Raw genomic sequence first — 22,410 nt, 5'->3', positions numbered from 1 at the left:
GACCAATCAAAAAAGCAGGTGATGGGAATCGAACCCACGTATCCAGCTTGGAAGGCTGGTGTTCTACCATTGAACTACACCCGCAAATAAGAAAAATGCCCAAAGCTGGAATCGAACCAGCGACACGAGGATTTTCAGTCCTCTGCTCTACCAACTGAGCTATCTGGGCACGAACAAATGGGCGGAGGTGGATTCGAACCACCGAAGCAAATTGCAGCAGATTTACAGTCTGTCCCCTTTGGCCACTCGGGAATCCGCCCATATCATTCTGACAAGTCAAAATGATATCATAAAAATCATGAAAAAGCAAGCATTTTTTGTTCAAGGAACAAAGCTTTTCCCTGGCTCTGCCATACGGTATTCCACCCGAGGAGGAACCTCTGCGTACTTTTGAGTTCTCCGAACCGCATTGTTCCAGTCATTAAATCGCGCAGAATGAGGACTTTCCATTTGTCTTCAATGAACATAAGCATTGATTCCACCGGGCAGGCGGGCAATTCTTTAACTTGCTCACTCTCCTTCAATAGTTTCCTTTTAGTAACTACGGTACAATAATGTGCTTACTTTACAAGCAGAAATTACGGAATTATTATAATCCTGCAAAACCAAAAAGACAGCTATCGCTGCTTGTTTTCGAGACAAAATTTCTTTATAAACGGCTTACCCCTATTTTAAAGGACAGCCAGAAACAGGAGGTGCGTTATGCAGGCAAGAGGTTATCTGAAATATATTATGGAAGAAATTCATTCCACCGTTTTTGCAACCGTAGACAGCGAGGGACGGCCTGTTACCTGCGCCATTGACATCATGGACTATGACGAAAGCGGCCTTTACTTTCTGACTGCAAGAGGAAAAAACTTTTATGACCGCCTAAAAGCCAATGACAATATTGCTTTTACCGCCATGAAGGGAAAAGATACTCTTTCCTGCACAGCAGTATCCGTACAGGGAAAAGTGCAGGAAACTGGCCCGGACAGACTGCCGGCCCTGTTTGAAAAAAATCCATACATGGAAAAAATTTATCCCGATGTACGTTCCCGCAGCACCCTTACCGTTTTCAAAATCTATGAGGGAACCGGCGAATGGTTTGACCTCTCAAAACGGCCGATTGAACGGGAAACTTTCTCTTTCGGCGGCGCACAGGAGAAGAAGACCGGTTATTTTGTAACGGATCAGTGCATTGGCTGTAAACGATGCGATTCCAAATGCCCGCAGAAATGTATTGATATAACCCAAAAGCCCGTTTTGATTGAACAGGAGCATTGTCTGCATTGTGGGAATTGCTTTGAGGTCTGTCCGGTAGGGGCTGTTGAAAGGAGGGCATGTTTATGACACAGAAACGGACACAGGAGCAGCGTATCGACTTCCTGCTTCGGTATTTATTAAATGAACGCGGGGAATATCAAAATACCGGTGTTCCTGCAAACCTGTCAGATAAACGGCTGCTTCTTCGCAGTCTCATGAATGTACGCCTGCCTGCTCCCGTCAGCGAGGAATTTTTGCGGGAGCAGGATCGTTACCTTCAAACACGGCTGTCCGAAAGAGGCATTACAAAAGTTGCGGATTTAACGCCGGTGCAGGCAGGCTTATATCTCTGGAAGGGCGACATTACCACTCTTGCCGCAGATGGGATTGTCAACGCGGCAAACAGTGGGATGCTGGGCTGCTTTGTTCCCTGTCACGGCTGTATTGATAATGCCATTCACACCTACGCAGGCGTTCAGCTCCGTCTGGAGTGCGCCCGTATCATGGCCGGGCAGAAAGAAGAAGAACCCACCGGCAAGGCAAAAATTACAAATGCCTATAATCTTCCCTGTCGGTATGTATTGCATACTGTCGGCCCTATCATTCATGGAGCCGTTACCCGAACAGATCGGGAACTACTGGCAGGCTGCTACCGTTCCTGTCTGGAATTGGCGGCGGCTTATGGCTTGAAAAGCATTGCTTTCTGCTGCATTTCCACCGGCGAATTTCATTTCCCTAACGAACTGGCAGCACAGATTGCCATACAGACGGTCAGGGAATGGCAGCAGAAGAATCCAGACAAGATCGAGGTGATTTTCAATGTTTTTAAGGACAGCGACTATGAAATTTACAAGCGCCTATTGCGATAATATGGAACGGATCAGGCAGGAGCTTCATGCAGCGGACGCGGTGGTGATCGGTGCCGGTTCCGGGCTTTCCACTTCTGCCGGATTTACTTATACGGGAGAGCGTTTTGAAAAACACTTTGGAGATTTTATTGAGAAATATGGTTTTCACGATATGTATTCCGGTGGCTTTTATCCTTTTGAAACATTAGAGGAACACTGGGCATATTGGAGCAGATACATTTATATCAACCGTTACATGGACGCTCCAAAGCCTGTTTATCAGAACCTTTTGGAACTGGTACGGGACAAGGATTATTTTGTGCTGACAACCAATGTAGACCACTGCTTTCAGAAAGCCGGATTTGATAAAGGCAGATTGTTTTATACGCAGGGCGACTATGGCTTGTGGCAGTGTTCTAAGCCCTGTCACAAGAAAACATACGACAATGAAACGGCTGTCAGAAGAATGTTTGCAGAGCAAAAGGACATGAAAATACCAGGCGAATTAGTCCCCCGCTGTCCTGTCTGCGGCGCGCCCATGTCGATGAATCTGCGGGCAGACAGCACATTTGTGGAGGATGAGGGCTGGCACGCTGCTGCGTGTCGGTATGATGATTTTATTCGTCGTCATGTGGGATCGCATATCCTCTATTTGGAATTGGGTGTGGGTGGTAACACCCCGGGGATTATTAAGTATCCGTTTTGGCAGATGGCATACCAGAATCCGAAGGCGGTGTATGCCTGTATAAATGCCGGGGAAGCCTATGCTCCGCCGGAGATAAAGGAACGCTCCTTCTGTATTGACGGGGATATTGAGGTGGCATTAGAGAACCTGTAAAAAGAGATAAACCCGACAGCTTTAAAATATGTCCCGGATAATATATAAAATTCGGGACATATCCTCATTACTGTTAAAATTGTTTTGAGATGTCGTGATGTCCGACATCCACTAGAATAATTATTTTATCTCCCTCATAATACCAAATAATGCGAATATCCATGTTGACGCTGCACTCAAAGAGATCTGATGTCCCTTGAATCCGCTTTGTCCGTAATGACGGGTGGGATGGGTTCTGAGCCAGGAGTTCCAGCTTGTTTTTAAGCTGCTTTTTTCCTGAACGGTCAAATCCTTAAAATGTTTCTGGAAACGAGGTGTAAAGGTAAACTCATATGCCATCAATCCCTCTCCAATTTGTCAAACAGAGCATCCACGCTATCAAAAAGAGGCTGTTCTCCGGATGCAATCTTTGCTTTGACGTTGTCAATTTCTTCCCGGAGTTCGGATAGGTAGTTTTTGGGATAAACAACTACCGGTATGATGCAAATGGTACCGTCTTTCTCAAAAATGTCAAGCTTATCACCTTCCGAGAGGCCAAGCTTGACGATAATATCCTTCGGTATGGTAACCTGCGATTTCTGCCGTAGTTCAGCCAGCATAATATCATCTCCCTTATTTTGAGCGCGAAAGTTGTATTTTCCTACTTTCTTACTTATAGTATATCCATTTTGAGGAAATTATGCAAGGGGAAAAATTTACAAATAAAACATTCCTTCTATCAGCTCTCCCCCCGGTGCTCAACAAACAAAACATCCCTGGGATTCTCAAGTATCCCTTCTGGCAGATGACGTATCGGAATGGAAAGGCGATGTATGCCTGTGTGAATCTGAGGGGAGGCGGCAGCGCCCAGGAAGATAAAGAACTGTTTAAAATGATTCATTCCGGGTACGCAATAATCCCCCCGTCAACCATACACAGCCCTTTGTGGAGGAAGAGGGGGGATTTCTATGCCTTGCGGAACTGGAGCCGGAGGCAGTCAACACTGTTTTGCAGCATTACAGGAGACTTATCTGTTATTTCTCTCTCGTCGACGGCCGGGCAGACCGGGACACAGAGGACTGCACCACAAAAAAGCCATTGACCGCAATCTTCAAATACGGGTTTGGCAGATAACGCCGCATACAACTGCCCCCGGTACTACGATTTATTGCATTTTTTCCTCAAAAATCACAGCCGAATACGGTTCCATCTTCACCGTCAGGATCCCGTCGGTGACAGGGAATTTTAGTTTTCCCACGTTGTACCATTTTTCCGTAGTTTCCATGACCCGCACCATGGTTTCCTGACGGACACCGGCCTCCCAGACGGCAATCTTCGCCTCCTGGCACCGGCCCGTGCTGTTGACGGCCACGACGCCGGCCCGCTCCCTGGTAAACCGCCCGTAGGCGATCATGCCGTTCTCCGCCAGAAGCGGCTTAAACGATCCGTTCCGGAACACCTTATTCTTCTTTCGGATCCCAATCAGGTAACGGTGGAACTCAATCAGCTCCAGATCCTCATGTCCCCAGGGATACGTCCGCCGGTTATCCGGATCCGTCCAGCCGCAGACGCCGGCCTCGTCGCCGTAATAAACCGTCGGCGCCCCCGGCCACGTCATCTGCACCACGACGCCGGCCCGGAAAATCCCGTAATTGATCCCCTCGGAAGCCGCCTCATGCCCCTTGGAGTACAGGCGCCCCTCCGTCCGGTTCGTCCGCGTAAGGAAACGGGAGTGGTCATGGTTTGAAATCTCATTCATCGCCGCCATCAGAGACGGCGTCTGCATCCGGCTCATGTTATAGAGCATGGTGCTGAAAAATGCCTGGCTGTTCTGGTAGGCATGGGGATCGCTCCGGTCGCTGTGCTTTTCAAGCCCTGTGAGGAACCAGGAGAGCGGCTCCATGAACGCGTCATAGTTCATGACCGTGTCCCACTGGTCGCCGGCCAGCCACGGCGACGCATCGCCGTAGTGCTCTGCCAGAAGAAGCGCATCCGGGTTCGCCGCCTTCACGTTCTCACGGAACTGCCGCCAGAACGCATGGTTAAACTCTGCGGAATGGCCCAGGTCTGCCGCCACATCAAGCCGCCAGCCATCGACGAAGTAGGGCGCGGAAACCCACTTTCTCCCCACCTCCATGATATACTCCATTAACTTCGGATCCTCGTCATAGTTGAGCTTCGGAAGCGTGTCATGCCCCCACCAGCCCTCATAAGAGCCGTTGCACGGCCAGCCTTTCTCGTCGCGGAAGCGGAAAAAGTTTCGGTAGGGGCTCTCTTCCGTCACATATGCCCCCGGCTCATACCCGCCGTTTTTCTCGTAAATCCGCTCCCGGTCCAGCCAGCGGTTAAAGGAACCGCAATGGTTGAACACGCCGTCCAGAAGAAGCCGCATCCCGCGTCGGTGCACCTCGGCTGCAAACTCCGCAAAAAATCTATCGCTGGCCTCTAAATTTGCAGGATCCGTCGTCCGCACGGCATACTTTTCCGCGCCGCCATTGTCCGCCGCATTGTCCGTCACAAGGCCGTCAGCGTCCTTTACAATCACTCCGTAATGGGGATCCACATGGCTGTAATCCTGACAGTCGTATTTATGGTTGGACGGCGACACGAAAATCGGGCTTAAGTAGATAACCTCGACGCCAAGCCCCTCAATATAATCCAGCTTATCCCAGATTCCCTTCAAATCGCCGCCGTAAAACCGGTCCACATCCATGACCGAGAGGCCTTCCTCCCAGTTTTCCACCTTCGTGACCGGATAACCGATATACACATATTCATCGGATTCCACATCGTTGGTCTTATCGCCGTTGCAGAATCTGTCCACAAAAATCTGGTACATGACGGCGCCCTTGGCCCAGTCCGGCACGTGAAAGCCTGGCGTAATCCGAAACATCAAATGCTTTCCCAGATCCTCCGCCACCCCGAGGCGCGTATAATGACAGACCTCATTGCCGTCTGCAATCTCAAAATAGTAAAAGACTGGCTCCTCATCCACCTGGAAGGCCGTCGCGTAATAGTCAAACCGCCCGTCCGATTCCGCTTTTTCCAGTTTGACCCGCTCCGCATGCCCGTCAAAAATTATATATACAGAATCCACATCATCTTTCTCGGTGCGGAATTTTACAGTCACCCACTCGCCGGCATCCGGTTCTGCCGGTTTCCGGTAATCCATTGTCTCATCACAAAACAGAGCCGCTTTTTTCACGGGAAAAGTCCCCCTTCCGTATTCCTGTCTCCGTTTTCCATGTCATGCCTTCAAAAAGGCAAAAACCCACCTTCTATTATACAGGATATCCATTTGTTTTGCACGTTATTTCTGCTGTGAAATCAGGAAGATGAAAAATTTACGGCAGAAAAAAGGCCAGCGGGGAATCGCTGGCCTTTCTTCGGAAAAGGTATTATGTCTCTTATGGGGTATAGCAAAAACTATATAATGTATTGGGGGGGGTTACGCATTATAATATAGCATACGTTCCCGAATAAGTCTGCACAAACATAAGAAAATTTCAGGACATTTTTTGTGCGTTTTGTCAAGTCATTGTTTAATTATTGTCAAAAGTTTATATTTGCAAAATAAAGGCGGCGTCTGCTTATGTTTCTTTTGCACAAACGCCGCCAAACTTTACTTATTAAACAAACAGTGCCTCAAATTCTTCCTGTCCAATTTTTTCCTTTTCCAGCAGGATTTCACAGCACTTATGGAGAACCGGCTCATGTTCCATGATGATCTGCTTCGCTTTTTCATAGCATTCATCAATGATCCGCTTCACCTCGCCGTCGATGGCCGTCGCCACGTCCTCGCCGTAGCTTCTTGTGTGGGCCAGGTCGCGCCCGATGAAGACCTCGTCCTCGTCGCTTCCATAGTTAATCATGCCCACCTTCTCCGACATGCCGTACTGGGTCACCATGGCTCTTGCAATGGCCGTGGCCTGCTTGATGTCCTGGGAAGCTCCCGTCGTCACGTCGCCGAAAATCAGCTCCTCGGCAATCCGGCCGCCCAGGGAAACCATGATCGTCTGGAGCATCTTCCCCTTCGTGTTGAACATCTCATCCTTTTCCGGAAGCGGCATCGTGTAGCCGGCCGCCCCCATGCCCGTGGGGATGATGGAAATCGTGTGGACTGGCCCCATATCCGGCAGTACATGGAACAGGATCGCATGGCCCGCCTCGTGGTAGGCCGTGATTTTCTTCTCCTTTTCGGAAATCACCTTGCTCTTCTTCTCGGCGCCGATGCCCACCTTCACGAAGGCCTGGTCGATGTCCCTCTGTTTAAGAAAGCGGCGGTTTTCTTTTGCCGCATGGATTGCCGCCTCGTTCATGAGGTTTTCCAGATCGGCGCCGGTGAATCCGGCCGTCGTCTGGGCCACCCGCTTCAAATCCACGTCGTCGCCCAGGGGTTTTTCCTTGGAATGCACCATGAGGATCTCCTCGCGGCCCTTGATATCCGGACGGCCAACGCCCACCTTCCTGTCAAAGCGGCCGGGACGCAGAATGGCCGGGTCAAGGATATCGACGCGGTTCGTGGCCGCCATGACAATGATGCCCTCGTTGATGCCGAAGCCGTCCATCTCCACCAGAAGCTGGTTTAAGGTCTGCTCCCTCTCGTCGTGGCCGCCGCCCATGCCTGTGCCGCGCCGTCTCGCAACGGCGTCAATCTCGTCGATGAACACAATGCACGGGGCGTTCCGCTTGGCCTCCTCAAAAAGGTCGCGGACTCTCGACGCGCCCACGCCGACGAACATTTCTACGAAATCCGAGCCGGAAATGGAGAAGAACGGAACACCGGCTTCCCCGGCCACAGCCTTTGCAAGCAAAGTTTTTCCCGTTCCCGGAGGGCCCACAAGAATGACGCCCTTGGGAATCCTGGCGCCCACGTCCGTGTACTTTTTCGGCTCCTTTAAAAAGTCAACGATCTCCTCCAGCTCCTCTTTTTCCTCCTCAAGCCCTGCGACCTTGGTAAAATTGATGGAGTTGGTGCGGCTCATCTTCGCACGGCTTTTTCCGAAATTCATCATTTTGGAATTTCCGCCGCCGCTGTTTAACCGCGCGTTCATGTACATCATGATGAACATGATAACGACTGCCGAAAGCCCAATCGGCAGGATCACGGTCATCAGGTAGTTATCCTGAGGCACATCCATGAGTTCATAGTCGATGCCGTTTTCCTCTAAAAGCTGTTCCGCCTTGATAACGTCGGAAACCGGCACGTCGCGCCTGTCGCCGTCCGTCATTAAGATCGTAAGGCACCCCGTAGGCGTCTGCTTGTTCTGATGGATTTCCACTGCCTCAATGGTCTTATTCTCGATAGCCATCATGAATTCCTGATGGGACATGTTGTCATTGAACAGGCTGCCGCCCCTTGTGAGGCTGGACGCAAATGTGAGCAGCGCCACCACAAGAAGAATAAGCCCAAGCCCCCGAATCTGCTGGTTCTGTTTCAACTGACTGCCTCCTTATTCCTGCTCCACGACTCCGATGAACGGCAGATTGCGGTATTTCTGGTCGTAATCCAGGCCATAGCCCACCACAAACTCATCCGGGATCGCAAAACATGTATATTTTACCTGTACCTGCTTTTTCACACGTCTTTCCGGCTTGTCAAGAAGCGTGCAGAGCTCGATCTGCTTCGGCCCCCTCTTCTGTAAAATTTCAATCAGGTACGCAAGCGTCCTGCCGGAGTCGATGATATCCTCCACAATCAGGACATTTTTTCCCTCCAACGGCTCATCCAGGTCTTTGATAATCTTCACAACGCCGGAAGACTCCGTGCCGCTCCCATAGCTGGAAACCGACATAAAGTCCAGGGAAACCGGCATCGTAAGGCGCTTTGCCAGCTCACAGGTAAAGAATACGCCGCCCTTTAAAATACAGATCAGGTGAACTGCCTTTCCTGCATAATCACGGTTGATCTGTTCTGCTACCTCGCAGATCCTCTTATCTACTTCCTCTTCACTCAGCAACACCCGAATTTTTTCAGCCATGTCTTTCTCCTTTGCAAATCTGTATTTCCAGTATTGTTTCTGTTGTCTCTGATATCTTGTAGTATTCACTGATGCGGTGCCCTGGCACCCACAGGATATGGCTCCCCTCCGCAAAAAGGAACAGCCGCTCCCGTTCCTCCCTCGGAATCTTTTCGTCAATCAGATACCGCTTCAGGCTTTTCTTCTTTCCGCCGGAAATCAGGAAAAAATCGCCCTGCTGCCGTCTCCTCACAGACACGTTGCCTTTTATTTTATCATAATCAAACCATTTCGTACACTGGTTTTTTGGAAAGTTTCTGGAAAAATCCGGCACACTGGCGGCCGCAAACCGCCGCATGACAAAAGTCCCTCCGCCGTCCGGAAACTCCCCGGCCGCCGTCCCGCCGTCTTTTAAAGGGGCTAAAACAAGCGGCCCGCCATCCTCCTTAAAATCCCCGCCGCTCTCTGCCAAAATCTCCAGATACCGGTAACCGCGCCTTGCCGTAAGGCCGCCCGGAAGATCCGTTTGTCCGCCGCCGCCAGGCCCCGTAAGCGATAACACTGCTTTTACATGCCTTGCGGAAATATCCTTTTTCCCGCCGGCCGCCCGGCCGATTAAGGCGCGGATCAAATAATCCCTCGCAATCTCCGGCTGCGCGTCTAAAACAGCCGTCTCCACGGCATATTCCGGCACGCCGCTGCTTCTTCCGTCTGAAAGAATGGTTTCCGCCAGCGCCTCAAAATATGCATCGGCCTGGGCCGCAATCCCTGCCGCCGCAAGCACATGGGCGGCCGCCTGCCCGTTGAGCTTCTCCTCCGCCCATGGCATCAGCTCGTTGCGGATCTTGTTCCTGCTGTATTCCGAAAGGCTGTTGGTGGAGTCGTCGCACCAGCCGATTCCCCGCCCGCGAAGGTATTCCTCAATCTCCCTGCGCCGCAGACAAAGGAGCGGCCGGATGATGTTCCCCCTGACCGGCGGGATTCCCGAAAGCCCCTTAAGCCCTGTCCCGCGGAACAGATGGAACAGCACGGTTTCGGCGCTGTCGTCCATGTGGTGCGCCACGGCGATGCGGCTTAGACCGTACTTTTCGGCCGTCTCCTCCAGGTGGAAATACCTTAAATGGCGGCCGGCCTCTTCCTCCGACATCCCATGCTCATGCGCCCAGGCCCTGACGTCTTCTTTTACTGCCGTATATGGTACCATCAATTTCTCACAGAGGTCTCCCGCAGCCTTTTCATCCCTGTCCGCCTCTGCACCCCGGAGCCCGTGGTTCAAGTGGAACGCGTGAAGCCGGATCCCCAGCCGCTTTGAAAGCTCCTTTAAAATAACAAGAAGGCACACGGAATCGGCGCCTCCCGACACGGCCGCCAGGACGCCCTCTCCTCCGTCTGCCATATGATGTTCCCGTATAAATTCCAAAACCTTTTTTTCCGTTTCCTGCCCGCTCATGCCGCTGCCCTTTCTGTCAGGCCTATTATACAGGCATTTTCCGCCGCGCGCAAGGCTTTCCTGCCAATTCCCGAAGCTCTGCGCGCCCTGCTCCGGCGGCGCATGAGCCTCCCCTGCCGTTTTCCCTGCCGTTCATGCACGCCGCTATGCCCCGGCAGCGCAAGGCCTCCGGCCGTCTTCCTACCGCTCGTACACGCCGCCCACCAGCACCGTCATGTCGTCCATGGGCTGCCCCTCAAAGGAGAGCGCAAACGTCAGGATCATCTCCGCCGTCTCCTGGGGGCCTGCCTCCAAAAGCCCGGATAGAAAATCGCGGAATGTCCCCTCCTTATCGGTTCCCGGCATTGCCTCCAAAATCCCGTCGCTGACCATCACAATCCTGTCGCCGTCCCACAGCTTCCTCGAAAGGAGCACCGGTTCCACCGGATTTACAATCCCCGCCGGCACATGCTCTGACTCCAAAATCTCCACTTCGTCATGGCTGATGACAAACGTCGCCGCCGCGCCGAGCTTCATGGCCTCCAGAACGCCGGCGTAGAGATCCACGAGCCCCAGATCCAGCGTGGCCGGCCGCTCGTTCCCGCCAGTGAGAAGAAGCACCGTGTTCACCAGCTTTAACGCCGCCCTGGCTGAAAAACCCGTCTCTAAAAGCTGTTCCGTAAGCTCGATGACCTTTTCGCTGTCCTCGTTTGCAAGACGGCCGCTCCCCATACCGTCGGACAGGCTCATGATGGCCTGCCCGGGAAGCCCGCTCTTAAAGGTGAAGCTGTCGCCGGAAATCTCCTCGCCTTCCCTCGGCGTCCTGGCTGAGCCGAACAGAATCCTGTATTTTCCCTCTTCCAAAAACCGGAACGCCGCCGGATTCCTGGTAATTAACGTCTTCCCGTCCCGGGCCGGGCGCCAGCGCCCCTTCATCGCATGACCCACCAGCTCCGCCGCATCGCGGGCCGTCATGCAGCGCCCGTTCATCGTCCTTGCCGTCATAAAAACCTCGCGCCGCTGTCCCTCATACTGGAGAACCATCAGGTTTTCCGCCGCAACGCGCCGCCTGCGGAACGCCTCACGAAGCTTTGCCCCGTCTGTCTCCGTTATGTCAAACGCCTTTTCCATCTGCTCGGAAAACTCCTCCAGAATCCCGGCCATCTCCTGAAACTGCACCATGACGGCGTCGCGGCTCTCAAGGAACCTGTTTTTCCAGGAAAGGTTCATGGTGGCCCGCCCCAGGTTCCGGTTTAACTCCCCCATATAATCCGGCTTCCGCCTGCACGTCTCCAAAAAACGCCTCGGCATGTCCTCATAATCAATGCATCCCTTTTTCTCAAACGTCCGCAGCAGATAATAGAGGTAATAGCCTTCCCCGTCTTCTTCCTCCTGCGCCTTCTTACGCAGGCCGCATTTCTCACAGCTCCCGCAGACCACGGCCGCCGCCGTCTCGAGCGCTGCCAGCCCGTCCTCCCTGGAAAGCCCCGGCTCCCGCGACGCGTCACCGAAGGTTTTTGCCAGCCCGCAAAGGGACTCCGCCATGTCCCGCAGCCGCTTTGCCGCATAGACATTCACCCCCGCCGTGTCCCTATGTACTGCCCGCCTTTTTAACACAAAAATCCCTCCTAACCTGCGTTCCTATTATAAACAGGCTGGAGGGAAATATTTGTCATATTCACGTGGCGAACGAAAAAAACTTCCTGACAAAAACTACTTGTTTTCTCCCGGCTTTAACAAAATCTCATCTTTATTGACGAGGCCGAGCTTTTCCTTTGCCACTTTTTCGATATACTGCTTCGTTTGGACGTAGATCCGGTACTCCTCTAACTCCGCGGCCCGGTTCTCCTCACTGGCCAGGGTTTTCCGAAGACTCTGCTCCCTTGCCTCGTACTCGAGGTTTTTTTCCCGCAAAGAAGCCGCACCGATGTTGACGACGACTGCAAGGCTCAGTACCACCATCGTGATGCCGATCAGGGCCATGCGGTTGCTCCATCCGTTCTGCGCTGTCTTCCGTTTCCTCCTGTTGCGGTTTTCTTTCATGTTTCCTCGCTTCTTTCCGGGTTTTTCTCTTTCTTTTCTTTATTTTATTCCATCTGCGGACTTTTTTCAAGAGCCCAAATACATTTCTGCTCACAAGGCGGTCATAAAGGAACATGCCTGCAAACACAGAGACGATCACATACGCCCGGAGCACGCCGCTGTTCTCACGAAACAGCAGGGAAAACGTCATGATTCCGGAAAACAGCCAGTATAAAAAATCCTCGAGTCCCGTCAAAAGACTGCCGTGATACAGGAAAAACCGGAAAAGACGCAGCCCGTCGTAGCAGAGCATCAAAAAAAGCCCGAGAAGGAAGCTCTGTACAGCCAGATCTGCCTCTGCCTGTATGTATGCGCTCAATGGGCCATCCCCTTCTACTTGAACAGGCGGGAAAGGAACGACTGACCGGCCTTCCGGATGCTTTCGTTTGAAGAGTAGGTGAAGCTGTCCGTCCGCCCCTCGATGTCGATTTCGCCCTTTTCCAGTGAAAGCCTGCTGACATGGAGGTCTTTTCCCCGAATCGTAAGAAGGCCCATGTCCGTGTCCAGGACAATCTGGCTCTCGTTAAAAGAAATCACGTCCAGAATCCCGGTCAGGTTCCCCCTGTCGCGGTTGTTCAGGGTCAGTCTGTGGGATACGCCAAGCTTCTCTTCCATGAAAAAAACCTCCTGACATACTTATCGTTTACTTAAGTATATTAGGAGGTTTCCTGACTTATTCCAAAAACGGGTCAAAACATGTCCCGTGTACAGTTTAAATATAACGGTACAAATCCCCGGCGCCTTCTTTTTTCACGGTCTCCTGGACATCGAGGACTTCCACCTTCACGGCCTTTGTGCCGAACTGGATTTCAATGATGTCCCCCTGCTTTACGCTTACGGACGCCTTTGCCGGCTTTCCGTTGACCGACACCCGCCCTGCATCGCAGGCCTCGTTGGCCACCGTCCGCCTTTTAATCAGGCGGGACACCTTAAGGAATTTATCTAATCTCATGAATTTATGCGTTTACCTGATCCTTGAGAGCCTTTCCTGCTTTGAATTTCGGAGTTCTGGAAGCAGAGATCGTCATCTTCTCACCGCTCTTCGGGTTTCTTCCTTCTCTTTCCTTTCTCTCAGAAACTTCAAATGTACCAAAGCCTACAAGCTGGATCTTCTCACCCTTCACTAATTCTTCTGCTACAACATCAGTAAAAGCCTTAACTGCTTTTTCTGCATCTTTCTTGGAGAGTTCTGCTCTTTCTGCCACTGCTGCGATTAGTTCTGTCTTGTTCATTGATATTTCCTCCTAGATCATTGATTAAATCCGAAAGCCAGGTGCTTCGGATACTTCAGCATTATACTCTTACATTTATATCTGCTTACGTTCCGTTTGTCAAGGTTTTTTGCGGTTTTCACGCTCTTTTTCCCGCAGCCCGCGTTCGAGGCTTTTGAGCTCCTCCCAGCTTTTTCCGGTTCCGTTAGGAGCCCCCGTTTCCGGATCCCCGAACACATGGGGATGGCGGCGCACCATTTTTTTGCAGATGCCGTCCACCACGTCGGCAGCCGTGAAATTGCCTTTTTCCTTTTCCATCTCGCTGTGCATCATGATCTGGTACAGAACGTCCCCAAGCTCCTCGCAGAGATTGTCCATATCGCCTGCGTCGATGGCCTCCAGAACCTCGCTGCATTCCTCCACCAGGTATTTCTTCATGGATTCATGGGTCTGCACCTGATCCCACGGACAGCCCCGGCGCAGGGCGGCAACGATCTCCACCAGATCCTCAAACGTGTAAAAATCCTTTTCCATCATTTTATCCGGCCATCCTTATTTTATGCATTGTCCTCTTCTTCCAGCGCTTCGATTAACCGCATGCCGGCCGTATCCGTAACCGGGACGGAGAAGACGATGGCTTTCGCCTTGGATGCCATGCCGGCCTGCTCCATGATGGACTTCATGATCGCGTTCTTTTCTGCGCTCTTGGCAACGATGAAGATAATCTCCTTCTCCGCGGCAATGGAAACGCCGAGGAACCGCTCTGCCCGCTCCATGCCGGTTCCCTTGGCATGGATGGCCGTTCCGCCGGAAGCGCCGGCTTCCCTGGCGGCGTCCATAATCACTTCCGTATATCCCTGATTGGCAATTACCATCAAAAGCTCATACTTTGTATTCTTCAATTCGCTCTCTTCCCCTTTCACAAATTCCTGGCCGTCTGTCAGGAACTCAAGCTGCTTTTTCCCCCCGATGCTGCTTAAGGGGACGGTGAACACGATTCCCATGCCGGGGATGTCAATCCTTAAGTTTTTCTCAAGGCCGCTCTTTACCTTTTTCCAGACCGTGTCCGTGACGACGGAAAACAGGACAGCCTTTTCCGACGCCTCCAGTCCGAAATAGTCTAACATCTCCGAGGACGCCGTCCCTCTTCCCAGCGCAGTCAGTACCACAGAAACGCCGTACTCTTTATAAAACAGCAGGAAACGCCGGATCTGGTTCCTGTCGCTGATTGTAGTCATTAAATATAATTCACTCATATACGATTCCCTCCAGTTTCCAGCCGCCTACAATTCGATGATTGCGTCGTCTGCCAAAAGCTCATAAGCATGGGCAGCACCCTGGACAGGCACGGCTTCCTTCTGCGGCCTGGTCTTAAGCTGCGATACAAGTCCCAGAAGCTGTATGGTAATAAGCGGCGTCATTGCTACCATTGCCACAACGCCGAAGGCATCCGTCACCACGTCGCCGCCCAGCGCCAGGCAGGCGCCCTGGGCAAGGGGAAGCAGGAAAGCCGTCGTCATCGGGCCGGAGGCCACTCCACCGGAGTCGAAGGCGATGGCCGTATAAATTTTCGGCACGAAAAAAGAAATTCCAAGGGCTATCGCGTAGCCGGGGATCATGAACCAGAGAAGGGAGATTCCCGTAAATACCCGGATCATGGCAAGGCCCAGAGAAACGGCCACGCCGATGGAAAGGCTCATGCCGATGGCCTTTTCTGAGATGGCGCCGTCGGTGATCTCCTCGACCTGCTTATTTAAAACATACACTGCCGGCTCTGCCCGGACAATGAAATAGCCGATCAGCATGGCAAGCGGAATCAAAATCTGCGGGTACCGGAGACCGGCAAGGGCCTGGCCCAGGTAGTTTCCGGCCGGCACAAAACCGACGTTTACGCCGGTAAGGAACAGCACGAGGCCGACATATGTGTACAAAAGTCCAATGATAATGCGGATCAGCTTCTTTTTCGTCAGCTTCAGCGCAGCGATCTGGAAAACGGCAAAAAACAGAAGAATCGGCAGGAGCGCGCCTGCGATCTCCATCATGTAGGTTGGAAGCTCCACGGCAAACAAATGCCACATATCCATGGAATCCGTCAGCTCCGGAATCACCGGCGGCACATACTCGCGGCTGTCCGGGTTATAAATCATACCGAGCACCATAACGGCCAGCACCGGGCCAATGGAACAAAGCGATACAAGGCCGAAGCTGTCGTCCGCTGCATGGCGGTCGCTTCGGATCGAGGAAATACCGACACCGAAGGCCATGATAAACGGAACCGTCATCGGGCCGGTCGTCACGCCGCCGGAGTCAAAAGCCACGCTTAAAAACTCCTTCGGCACGAAAAACGCCAGTATGAAAACAATGGCATAAAAAATCATAAGAAGCGGCGGCAGTGCCACAGAAAACAGCATTCTCAGGATGGCAATCACAAGGAACACGCCGACACCGCAGGCCACAGCCAGGATTAACGTCATGTTCGGGATTGCCGGCACCAGCTCTGCCAGAACCTGAAGATCCGGCTCCGAGATGGTGATAATAAAACCCAGGAGGAAGCCGGCAATCACCATTAACGGCAGGCTCCGCTTCTTTGTCAGGCTGGTTCCCACCATACTGCCCATGGGCGTCATGGCAAGCTCAGCGCCGAGCGTGAAAAACATCATCCCCACCAGAAGAAAGACCGTCCCCATCAGGAAACAGAGCAGAATGCTCGTCGACATGGGCACGAGGCAGAAAGAAAGGATCAGCACGATCATGATGATCGGCCATACGGCTTCAAAGGCCTCTTTCCACTTTGCCTTCAGCATTTCCAACAGTTTGCTTCTTACATCCAAATTTTCATCCCGCCTTTCCGGCAGGCCCGGCCGAACCACAGCCAGACGGCCCGCCTGCACTTCTCATCAGAAAACGGGAAGAAATCTGCCCCTGCAAGCCCCACGCAGATTTCTCCCCGCTTTCTACTCACTGTTCGTTTCCGGCTTCCCGGCATAATCCCCCGCCAGGCGGCCGATATACGCCGGGAAGGTATTCCCCCGGCGCACAAGATTATATTTAGTATAACACATCCGGCATTTTTATGTAAACATATTTTCCGGGAATCCATGTTAAGATTATGCTAAGATCTGTCCTGCCGGGATCTGCCTGCTGCCGCTCCCGCGGAGCCATGCCGCCGGCTTTCCGCAATTTTCTCCCGGAAAGCCGGCCAAAACGCCCCGTCCGGCCTGCCCGGCCTTTATGACTCCATCTGGCGCCCGAGAAACCCGGCCGCCGTGGCCGCCAGGCGCATTTCCGCCTCCGTAAATTTCGCCCGCGGCTCCCGGCTCATGATGACGACCGCCCCGATGGCGTCTCCCTCGCAGATGATCGGCGCCACAACCTGAGCCGTCACGCCTTCCACATCCTCTGCCGCCACCGGCGTGTAGGCCTTGTCGTCCTTTCCGGCCATCAGCGCCGTCCTCTCGTTGATGACGTTCTCAAGCTGTCTGCTGATGGGCTTCTGGAGCAGCTCCTTTTTCGCGCCGCCGGCGGCCGCGATCACCTGATCCCTGTCGGTGATGCAGACCATGAGCCCCGTGGACTGTGCCATGGCATCGGCGTACTGGGACGCAAAGGCGTTTAATTCCATCATCGGTGAGTATTTTTTAAGAATAATCTCGCCTTCCCGGTCCGTAAAGATCTCGAGAGGCGTTCCCTCCCTGAGCCTTAATGTCCGCCGGATTTCCTTCGGAATCACCACGCGGCCCAGGTCGTCTATTCTCCTTACAATTCCAGTAGCTTTCATACAAAAATTCCTCCATTTTACGCTTTGTCATTTACCTGTAATGCTGTCTGTAAACGTAGTATTTGTAAAATGGAAGAATTTATGCGGAAGTCTTATCCTTTCGTTCCAGGGCTTTTTTTACATTTTCGCGGATTTTTTGATGCCGCGTCCATATCTCCTGCGGCAAAAAGGCCGCAATCCGCATCTTAGCACGCAGACGGGGCACCTGCCGTCTGTCTCCCTGGCAGGTGCCCCACCGTTTTCCCTTTTTTAACCGCTACGCCATTTCCGGCTCCAGTGCTTCGCTCGCCGATGTTTCATACTTGTCGAGGATCACCTTCTGGATCCTGTCCCGCGTCCCCGAATTGATCGGATGTGCAATATCCCGGTATTCGCCGTCGGCTGCCTTTCTGCTGGGCATTGCGATGAACAGCCCCTTTTCGCCTTCAATGACTTTGATATCATGGATTACAAACTCATTGTCCAGGGTGATTGACACAATCGCCCGCATTTTTCCCTCTTTTTCGATCTTTCTCACACGTACATCTGTTACCTGCATACATAACCTCCCCAATTCACACAAGCCTTCCCCAAAAGCCTGCTATATTGTATATCTTTCGTTCTTCTCAATAACAACTTTAATGTCATCAGGAGTCCCGATATACGTTGTATTTGCACGGATCGTGTCCCGGCTCTCCACAACACAGTTTTCAATCACCGTATTGTCGCCGATGTAAACATCGTTCATGATAATGGAATTCCGGATCACGCAGTTGTTTCCGATATAGACCTTTTTAAACAGGACGGAATTTTCCACGCTTCCGTTCAGGATACATCCGCTGGAAACAAGGCTGTTCTTTACGGACGCACCCGGATTGTACTTCGCCGGCGGCAGGTCGTCCACCTTGGAGTAGATATCCGGATATTCCTTAAAGAAGTAATTCCGCACCTCCGGCTTCAGGAAATCCATATTGGTCTGATAATAAGACTCCACCGAGGCGATGTTGCTCCAGTAGGAATCCATCTTATATGCATAAATCCGTTTCAGGTTCCTGTACCGCACCAGGATATCCTGTACGAAGTCATAGCGGTCTTCGGCCGCGCACCGTTCGATGAGCTCGATGAGCTGGCGCCTGCGGATCACATAAATGCCGCAGGAAATCGTGTTGGACATGGCAACCATGGGCTTTTCTTCAAACTCAACGATCCGCCCGTCGGCATTCGTCTTCACAATACCGAATCTTGTAATATCCGCATCCGACGGCATATCCTTGCAGACAATCGTGATGTCGGCTTTTTTCTCGATATGGTATTCGAGCACCTTGTTGTAGTCCAGTTTGTAGATGCCGTCGCCGGCTGCAATCACCACATACGGCTCATGGCTCTTTTTTAAGAAATCCAGGTTCTGATACAGGGCATCTGCCGTCCCGCGGTACCAGTCGCTGTGCTCTGCCGTAATCGTCGGCGTGAACACGTACATACCGCCCTGTTTTCTTCCGAAATCCCACCATTTTGAGGAGCTTAAATGCTCGTTTAAGGAACGAGAGTTATACTGGGTCAGGACTGCAACGCTCTGGATATGGGAATTGCTCATATTGCTCAGTGCAAAATCCACGCTCCGGAAGCTTCCTGCAATCGGCATCGCTGCAATCGCGCGCTTTCTCGAAAGCTCTCTCATCCGTTTGCTGTTTCCTCCGGCTAAAACTATACCGATTGCTCTCATACATTCCCACCTGCCTTTACTATGTAGCCGCCGCTTTCAAGCTTTCCGTCCTGGTAGTCCTCCGGGACGGTAACGCCGGAAATTGCCGTATTCTTTCCAATTTCAACACCGGCCGGGATCGCGGAGTGTTCTCCAATCGTCACCAGGTCGAACTGATATACCTTCGGGTCATATTTGCTCGGCGCATATTCCCCGACGCCGAGCTTCGCGCCTTCGCCAACCGTCACGTTCTCAGCGATGATGGCCTTTTCCACAAGCGCATCCTTTCCGATCACACAGTCATTCATGATAATGGAATCCCGCACGACTGCGCCGCTCTCGATCACAACGCCCGGCCCGACAACGGAATTTTCCACGCTGCCGTAAATCTCCGCGCCTTCGCCGATGATGCACCGGCCCACATGGGCATCCGGGGCCACGTACTGCGGCGGGATCCGGTCGCTCTTCGTATAGATCTTCCAGTATTCCTCATAAAGGTTAAATTCCGGAATGATGTCGATAAGCTCCATATTGGCCTCCCAGTAGGAGCCGAGCGTCCCGACATCCTTCCAGTAGCCGTTGTATTCGTATGCAAAAATACGTTTTCCCTCGCCGAAGCAGTAGGGGATAATATGCTTTCCAAAGTCGCAGCCCGGCTCGTCCGAAAGCTTGATTAACGCTTCCCTGAGCACCTTCCAGCTAAAGATATAAATTCCCATGGATGCCAGGTTGCTTCTCGGATTTGCAGGCTTTTCCTCGAATTCCGTGATTCGGTTGGACTCGTCCGTAATCAGGATTCCGAAACGGCTGGCCTCTTCCATCGGGACAGGCATCGCCGCAATCGTCACATCGGCGTTGTTTGCCTTGTGGTAATCCAGCATGACTTCATAGTCCATTTTATATATATGGTCGCCTGACAGGATCAGAACGTACTCCGGATTATAGGATTCCATATACTCCAGGTTCTGATAAATTGCATTGGCCGTTCCTGTGTACCAGTCGCTTCCCTTGCTTCTCTCATAGGGAGGAAGGACTGTCACGCCGCCCACGTTCCGGTCAAGATCCCACGGGATACCAATTCCGATATGGGTATTCAGTCGAAGCGGCTGATACTGGGTGAGGACACCTACCGTATCGACGCCGGAGTTGATACAGTTGCTGAGCGGAAAATCAATGATCCTGTATTTTCCGCCGAACGAAACGGCTGGCTTTGCAACCTTTTGGGTGAGGACGCCAAGCCGGCTTCCCTGACCGCCTGCCAACAGCATCGCAATCATTTCTTTTCTTACCATGATACCACCTCTTGCTGTTCAATTTTGTTCATAATATTCGGCCTTATGTATGGTGTAACCATTATAGCACACATTTCATAAAATGTGAACAAAATCTTATCAGTTTTAAGCTGTATTTTGTACATATTCTGACATAAATCTCCATTTTATGACCGAACAGCCTTCGTCATCCTGCATAATTTTCCCATGTCAGGACTTCCATTTGAGGTATTATTCCGCCAATTTCCAAAAAAAGACTAAATCTCGTATTTTGTTCCGTCGGACAGAAGTTTTCCGTCTGTTAATTTTACGCGCAGCAGGACGGTGTTTTCATCGGAAAGATCCACATGGATATCATGGATCCACTCTCCAAACGCCGCTCCCAGCTTCTCTGCCGTCTCCCGGTTCTCCGGCGCCCCGAAATATCCCAGGTTCACGCATGTCCCGTGGCCTTCGAACCACTCGCCGGCCACGGCGGCCGTCGGATTCTTTGCGATCTGTTTCATTTTCTCGGAGCGGGCATCCGTAATAATATAGAAGGAACCGCCCTCATAATAAGCCGTCACGTTCCGCACATAGGGAATTCCGTCCACGGCCGTCGCCAGGGCAATCAGCCGGTTTCTCCCGAACCGCTCCTTCATAATCTCTTCTGCTTTTGGATCCCATGTTCTCATCAATGTCCTCCCTGCAAGTTTGTGTTTTCCTGAAAAATCCGGCAGGAAGCCCTTTTTCGGGCCGCCTGCCGGATCTGTTCCCTGCTTCTCATTACTTCATGATATCATATACGGTACCACAGAACACTTTGACTGCGTTCGGGAGTACCTGCTCGTCGAAATCGAAAATGCGGCTGTGGCCCGGGCCGGCTTCCTTTGTCAGCACGCGCATGAACGTGGCCTGGCCGCCCTGCTCCTGGACTCTGTGCATCATGTAGGAAACGTCCTCGCTTCCGCCGTTCTTGCTGCTCGTGGTGTTGGAGACCGGAAGGTGGAGATGTTCCTCGCATACCCTGCGGACGCGCTCCATCAGCGCCTCGTCGCTTGCCAGGGAGTATGCGGCTCCCATTAACTTCATCTCACAGGTGCAGCCATGCATCTTTGCTGCGTTCTCGATGATGCTTACGGCGTAGTCCTCCATGAACTTGTTGATTTCTGTCGTCTCGCCGCGGACCTCGATCTCCATCTTCGCCTCATCGGCAATGACGTTCCTGCCGCTGCCGGCCACAACCGTACCCACGTTGACGCGGGACTCGCCGCCGGAGTGGCGCGGGATGGCGTAGAGGTTTAAGATGGCCGTTCCGACTGCCAGCATGACGTTCTTTCCGATTTCCGGCGAACCGCCTGCATGGGCAGCTTTTCCATGGAAGGTCACGTCATACTTCGTTGTTGCCAGGGAACCGTGGCTTCCCGGGATCACGACTGCCGGATCTTCCGGATCCTTGTCGGATACGTGGGAGCCGATCAGGTAATCCACGCCGTCCAGATTTCCGTTGTCCACGATGGACTTGGCGCCGCGGACGCCTTCCTCAGCCGGCTGGAAAATCAGCTTCACGGTGCCGCGGAGCGAATCCTTGATTGCCATCAGTACCTTTGCGACGCCGAGGCCGATGGTGGCGTGGCCGTCATGGCCGCAGGCATGCATGAAGCCTTCGTTTACGGAATCGAAGCCTTCTTTTGCCGGGCGGTGGCAGGAGGCATCGTGCTCCTCGAAAACGCCGAGCGCGTCGATATCGAACCGCATGGCGACCGTCGGGCCTTCGCCGCAGTGCAGGATGCCGATGACGCCGGTCATGCCGCCTTTTGTATATTTCACGAATTCCGGATCTGCCCCCTGGGAAACGGCGCGCTCATACTGCGCGTCCAGTTCTTCCTCGGACGGCACACCCATTCTGGAATCGCGCTTGCAGACCTGATCGCCCACCAGCACTTCGTAACCCATGTCTGTCAGCTTTCTTGCGATGATGGAGGACGTCCGCATCTCGAACCAGCCTTTTTCCGCGTATTTGTGGAAATCGCGGCGCTGTGCCGTCAGCTCTCCTGCCATTTCGTCTGTCATTTTCAGAATCTGTTCATAAATGTCCATAACTGATAC

24 protein-coding genes, 3 tRNA genes and 3 pseudogenes are annotated in these 22,410 nt (G+C 52.5%); 4 read left to right on the top strand and 26 right to left on the bottom strand.

The window, feature by feature from the left end; all coding sequences use genetic code 11:
- Positions 1 to 13 precede the first annotated feature (13 nt).
- From KE531_09995 to KE531_09980, 4 genes and pseudogenes are all read right to left on the bottom strand, one after another.
- Positions 14 to 84 (bottom strand) — tRNA-Gly (locus KE531_09995).
- Positions 85 to 96: 12 nt separating this feature from the next.
- Positions 97 to 169 (bottom strand) — tRNA-Phe (locus tag KE531_09990).
- Positions 170 to 178: 9 nt separating this feature from the next.
- Positions 179 to 260, bottom strand: a tRNA-Tyr gene (locus KE531_09985).
- A 61-nt stretch (positions 261 to 321) separates the two neighbouring features.
- Positions 322 to 473 (bottom strand): annotated as a pseudogene (locus tag KE531_09980) (winged helix-turn-helix transcriptional regulator).
- Positions 474 to 702: 229 nt separating this feature from the next.
- On the opposite strand from KE531_09980, the gene KE531_09975 reads away from it, so the two are divergent.
- Genes KE531_09975 through KE531_09965 form a run of 3 tightly spaced genes read left to right on the top strand, consistent with a single transcriptional unit; the run spans position 703 to position 2,931 of the window.
- Positions 703 to 1,332 carry a 4Fe-4S binding protein gene (locus tag KE531_09975; GenBank protein ID MBR9953937.1) on the top strand — a complete coding sequence of 210 codons (630 nt, stop codon included), beginning with the start codon at positions 703 to 705 and terminating at the stop codon, positions 1,330 to 1,332.
- Positions 1,329 to 2,114, top strand: coding sequence for a protein-ADP-ribose hydrolase (locus tag KE531_09970; GenBank protein MBR9953936.1), 786 nt, complete (start codon positions 1,329 to 1,331; stop codon positions 2,112 to 2,114). Before KE531_09975 ends, KE531_09970 begins: the two co-directional genes overlap by 4 nt.
- Positions 2,086 to 2,931: a Sir2 silent information regulator family NAD-dependent deacetylase gene (locus KE531_09965; GenBank protein ID MBR9953935.1), complete on the top strand. Its 846-nt coding sequence runs from the start codon at positions 2,086 to 2,088 to the stop codon at positions 2,929 to 2,931. The genes KE531_09970 and KE531_09965 overlap by 29 nt, the downstream gene beginning before the upstream one ends.
- Positions 2,932 to 3,004: 73 nt before the next feature.
- Here KE531_09965 and KE531_09960 read toward each other — a convergent pair.
- Together KE531_09960 and KE531_09955 are read right to left on the bottom strand one after the other, a co-directional pair.
- Positions 3,005 to 3,270: pseudogene (locus KE531_09960) on the bottom strand (type II toxin-antitoxin system mRNA interferase toxin, RelE/StbE family).
- A complete protein-coding gene (locus tag KE531_09955) occupies positions 3,270 to 3,530 on the bottom strand; it encodes an AbrB/MazE/SpoVT family DNA-binding domain-containing protein (GenBank protein MBR9953934.1) in 261 nt (86 codons plus the stop codon). Before KE531_09955 ends, KE531_09960 begins: the two are co-directional and overlap by 1 nt.
- A 325-nt stretch (positions 3,531 to 3,855) precedes the next feature.
- Between KE531_09955 and KE531_09950 the strand changes: the two genes are divergently transcribed.
- On the top strand, positions 3,856 to 4,044 hold the full coding sequence (locus tag KE531_09950; protein MBR9953933.1) for a helix-turn-helix domain-containing protein: 189 nt from the start codon (positions 3,856 to 3,858) through the stop codon (positions 4,042 to 4,044).
- Positions 4,045 to 4,075: 31 nt separating this feature from the next.
- On the opposite strand, the gene KE531_09945 is transcribed toward KE531_09950, so the two are convergent.
- The 20 genes and pseudogenes from KE531_09945 to KE531_09850 all read right to left on the bottom strand — a co-directional run bounded on the left by KE531_09945 (position 4,076) and on the right by KE531_09850 (position 22,401).
- On the bottom strand, positions 4,076 to 6,082 hold the full coding sequence (locus tag KE531_09945; protein ID MBR9953932.1) for a glycoside hydrolase family 13 protein: 2,007 nt from the start codon (positions 6,080 to 6,082) through the stop codon (positions 4,076 to 4,078).
- Between the two features lie 457 nt (positions 6,083 to 6,539).
- Complete coding sequence (gene ftsH / locus KE531_09940; GenBank protein MBR9953931.1) at positions 6,540 to 8,351, bottom strand: ATP-dependent zinc metalloprotease FtsH; 1,812 nt, start codon at positions 8,349 to 8,351, stop codon at positions 6,540 to 6,542.
- Positions 8,352 to 8,363: 12 nt separating this feature from the next.
- The gene (hpt, locus tag KE531_09935) at positions 8,364 to 8,891 is read right to left on the bottom strand and encodes a hypoxanthine phosphoribosyltransferase (protein ID MBR9953930.1); all 528 of its coding nucleotides are present in this window, start codon (positions 8,889 to 8,891) and stop codon (positions 8,364 to 8,366) included.
- Positions 8,884 to 10,266, bottom strand: coding sequence for a tRNA lysidine(34) synthetase TilS (gene tilS, locus KE531_09930; GenBank protein ID MBR9953929.1), 1,383 nt, complete (start codon positions 10,264 to 10,266; stop codon positions 8,884 to 8,886). Before tilS ends, hpt begins: the two co-directional genes overlap by 8 nt.
- Positions 10,267 to 10,500: 234 nt before the next feature.
- Positions 10,501 to 11,844, bottom strand: a complete 1,344-nt coding sequence (locus tag KE531_09925; GenBank protein ID MBR9953928.1) for a SpoIIE family protein phosphatase — start codon at positions 11,842 to 11,844, stop codon at positions 10,501 to 10,503.
- A 168-nt stretch (positions 11,845 to 12,012) separates the two neighbouring features.
- Positions 12,013 to 12,342, bottom strand: coding sequence for a septum formation initiator family protein (locus KE531_09920; protein ID MBR9953927.1), 330 nt, complete (start codon positions 12,340 to 12,342; stop codon positions 12,013 to 12,015).
- Positions 12,343 to 12,373: 31 nt separating this feature from the next.
- Positions 12,374 to 12,634, bottom strand: a pseudogene (locus KE531_09915) (spore cortex biosynthesis protein YabQ).
- Between the two features lie 80 nt (positions 12,635 to 12,714).
- Complete coding sequence (yabP, locus tag KE531_09910) at positions 12,715 to 12,996, bottom strand: sporulation protein YabP (GenBank protein ID MBR9953926.1); 282 nt, start codon at positions 12,994 to 12,996, stop codon at positions 12,715 to 12,717.
- A 97-nt stretch (positions 12,997 to 13,093) separates the two neighbouring features.
- Positions 13,094 to 13,333 (bottom strand): RNA-binding S4 domain-containing protein, encoded by a 240-nt coding sequence (locus tag KE531_09905; GenBank protein MBR9953925.1) that lies wholly within the window; start codon positions 13,331 to 13,333, stop codon positions 13,094 to 13,096.
- 4 nt (positions 13,334 to 13,337) lie between these two features.
- Positions 13,338 to 13,613: an HU family DNA-binding protein gene (locus tag KE531_09900; protein MBR9953924.1), complete on the bottom strand. Its 276-nt coding sequence runs from the start codon at positions 13,611 to 13,613 to the stop codon at positions 13,338 to 13,340.
- Between the two features lie 99 nt (positions 13,614 to 13,712).
- Positions 13,713 to 14,129 (bottom strand): nucleotide pyrophosphohydrolase, encoded by a 417-nt coding sequence (locus tag KE531_09895; GenBank protein MBR9953923.1) that lies wholly within the window; start codon positions 14,127 to 14,129, stop codon positions 13,713 to 13,715.
- Positions 14,130 to 14,149: 20 nt separating this feature from the next.
- Positions 14,150 to 14,848, bottom strand: a complete 699-nt coding sequence (locus KE531_09890) for a P-II family nitrogen regulator (protein MBR9953922.1) — start codon at positions 14,846 to 14,848, stop codon at positions 14,150 to 14,152.
- Positions 14,849 to 14,875: 27 nt separating this feature from the next.
- Complete coding sequence (locus KE531_09885) at positions 14,876 to 16,396, bottom strand: DUF1538 domain-containing protein (protein MBR9953921.1); 1,521 nt, start codon at positions 16,394 to 16,396, stop codon at positions 14,876 to 14,878.
- Positions 16,397 to 16,413: 17 nt separating this feature from the next.
- The gene (locus KE531_09880; GenBank protein ID MBR9953920.1) at positions 16,414 to 16,554 is read right to left on the bottom strand and encodes a hypothetical protein; all 141 of its coding nucleotides are present in this window, start codon (positions 16,552 to 16,554) and stop codon (positions 16,414 to 16,416) included.
- A gap of 267 nt (positions 16,555 to 16,821) precedes the next feature.
- Positions 16,822 to 17,370, bottom strand: a complete 549-nt coding sequence (gene spoVT, locus KE531_09875) for a stage V sporulation protein T (GenBank protein MBR9953919.1) — start codon at positions 17,368 to 17,370, stop codon at positions 16,822 to 16,824.
- A gap of 256 nt (positions 17,371 to 17,626) precedes the next feature.
- Positions 17,627 to 17,908, bottom strand: a complete 282-nt coding sequence (gene spoVG, locus KE531_09870; GenBank protein ID MBR9953918.1) for a septation regulator SpoVG — start codon at positions 17,906 to 17,908, stop codon at positions 17,627 to 17,629.
- A 42-nt stretch (positions 17,909 to 17,950) separates the two neighbouring features.
- Positions 17,951 to 19,072, bottom strand: coding sequence for a glucose-1-phosphate adenylyltransferase subunit GlgD (glgD, locus tag KE531_09865; protein ID MBR9953917.1), 1,122 nt, complete (start codon positions 19,070 to 19,072; stop codon positions 17,951 to 17,953).
- On the bottom strand, positions 19,069 to 20,343 hold the full coding sequence (locus KE531_09860; GenBank protein MBR9953916.1) for a glucose-1-phosphate adenylyltransferase: 1,275 nt from the start codon (positions 20,341 to 20,343) through the stop codon (positions 19,069 to 19,071). Before KE531_09860 ends, glgD begins: the two co-directional genes overlap by 4 nt.
- 236 nt (positions 20,344 to 20,579) lie before the next feature.
- Positions 20,580 to 20,996 carry a pyridoxamine 5'-phosphate oxidase family protein gene (locus KE531_09855; GenBank protein MBR9953915.1) on the bottom strand — a complete coding sequence of 139 codons (417 nt, stop codon included), beginning with the start codon at positions 20,994 to 20,996 and terminating at the stop codon, positions 20,580 to 20,582.
- A 91-nt stretch (positions 20,997 to 21,087) separates the two neighbouring features.
- A complete protein-coding gene (locus KE531_09850; protein ID MBR9953914.1) occupies positions 21,088 to 22,401 on the bottom strand; it encodes an amidohydrolase in 1,314 nt (437 codons plus the stop codon).
- Positions 22,402 to 22,410: the final 9 nt, after the last annotated feature.

This window comes from Eubacteriaceae bacterium Marseille-Q4139 (genome assembly GCA_018223415.1).
Classification (GTDB): domain Bacteria; phylum Bacillota; class Clostridia; order Lachnospirales; family Lachnospiraceae; genus CABSIM01.
This window is presented reverse-complemented; position numbering and strand designations above follow the sequence as displayed.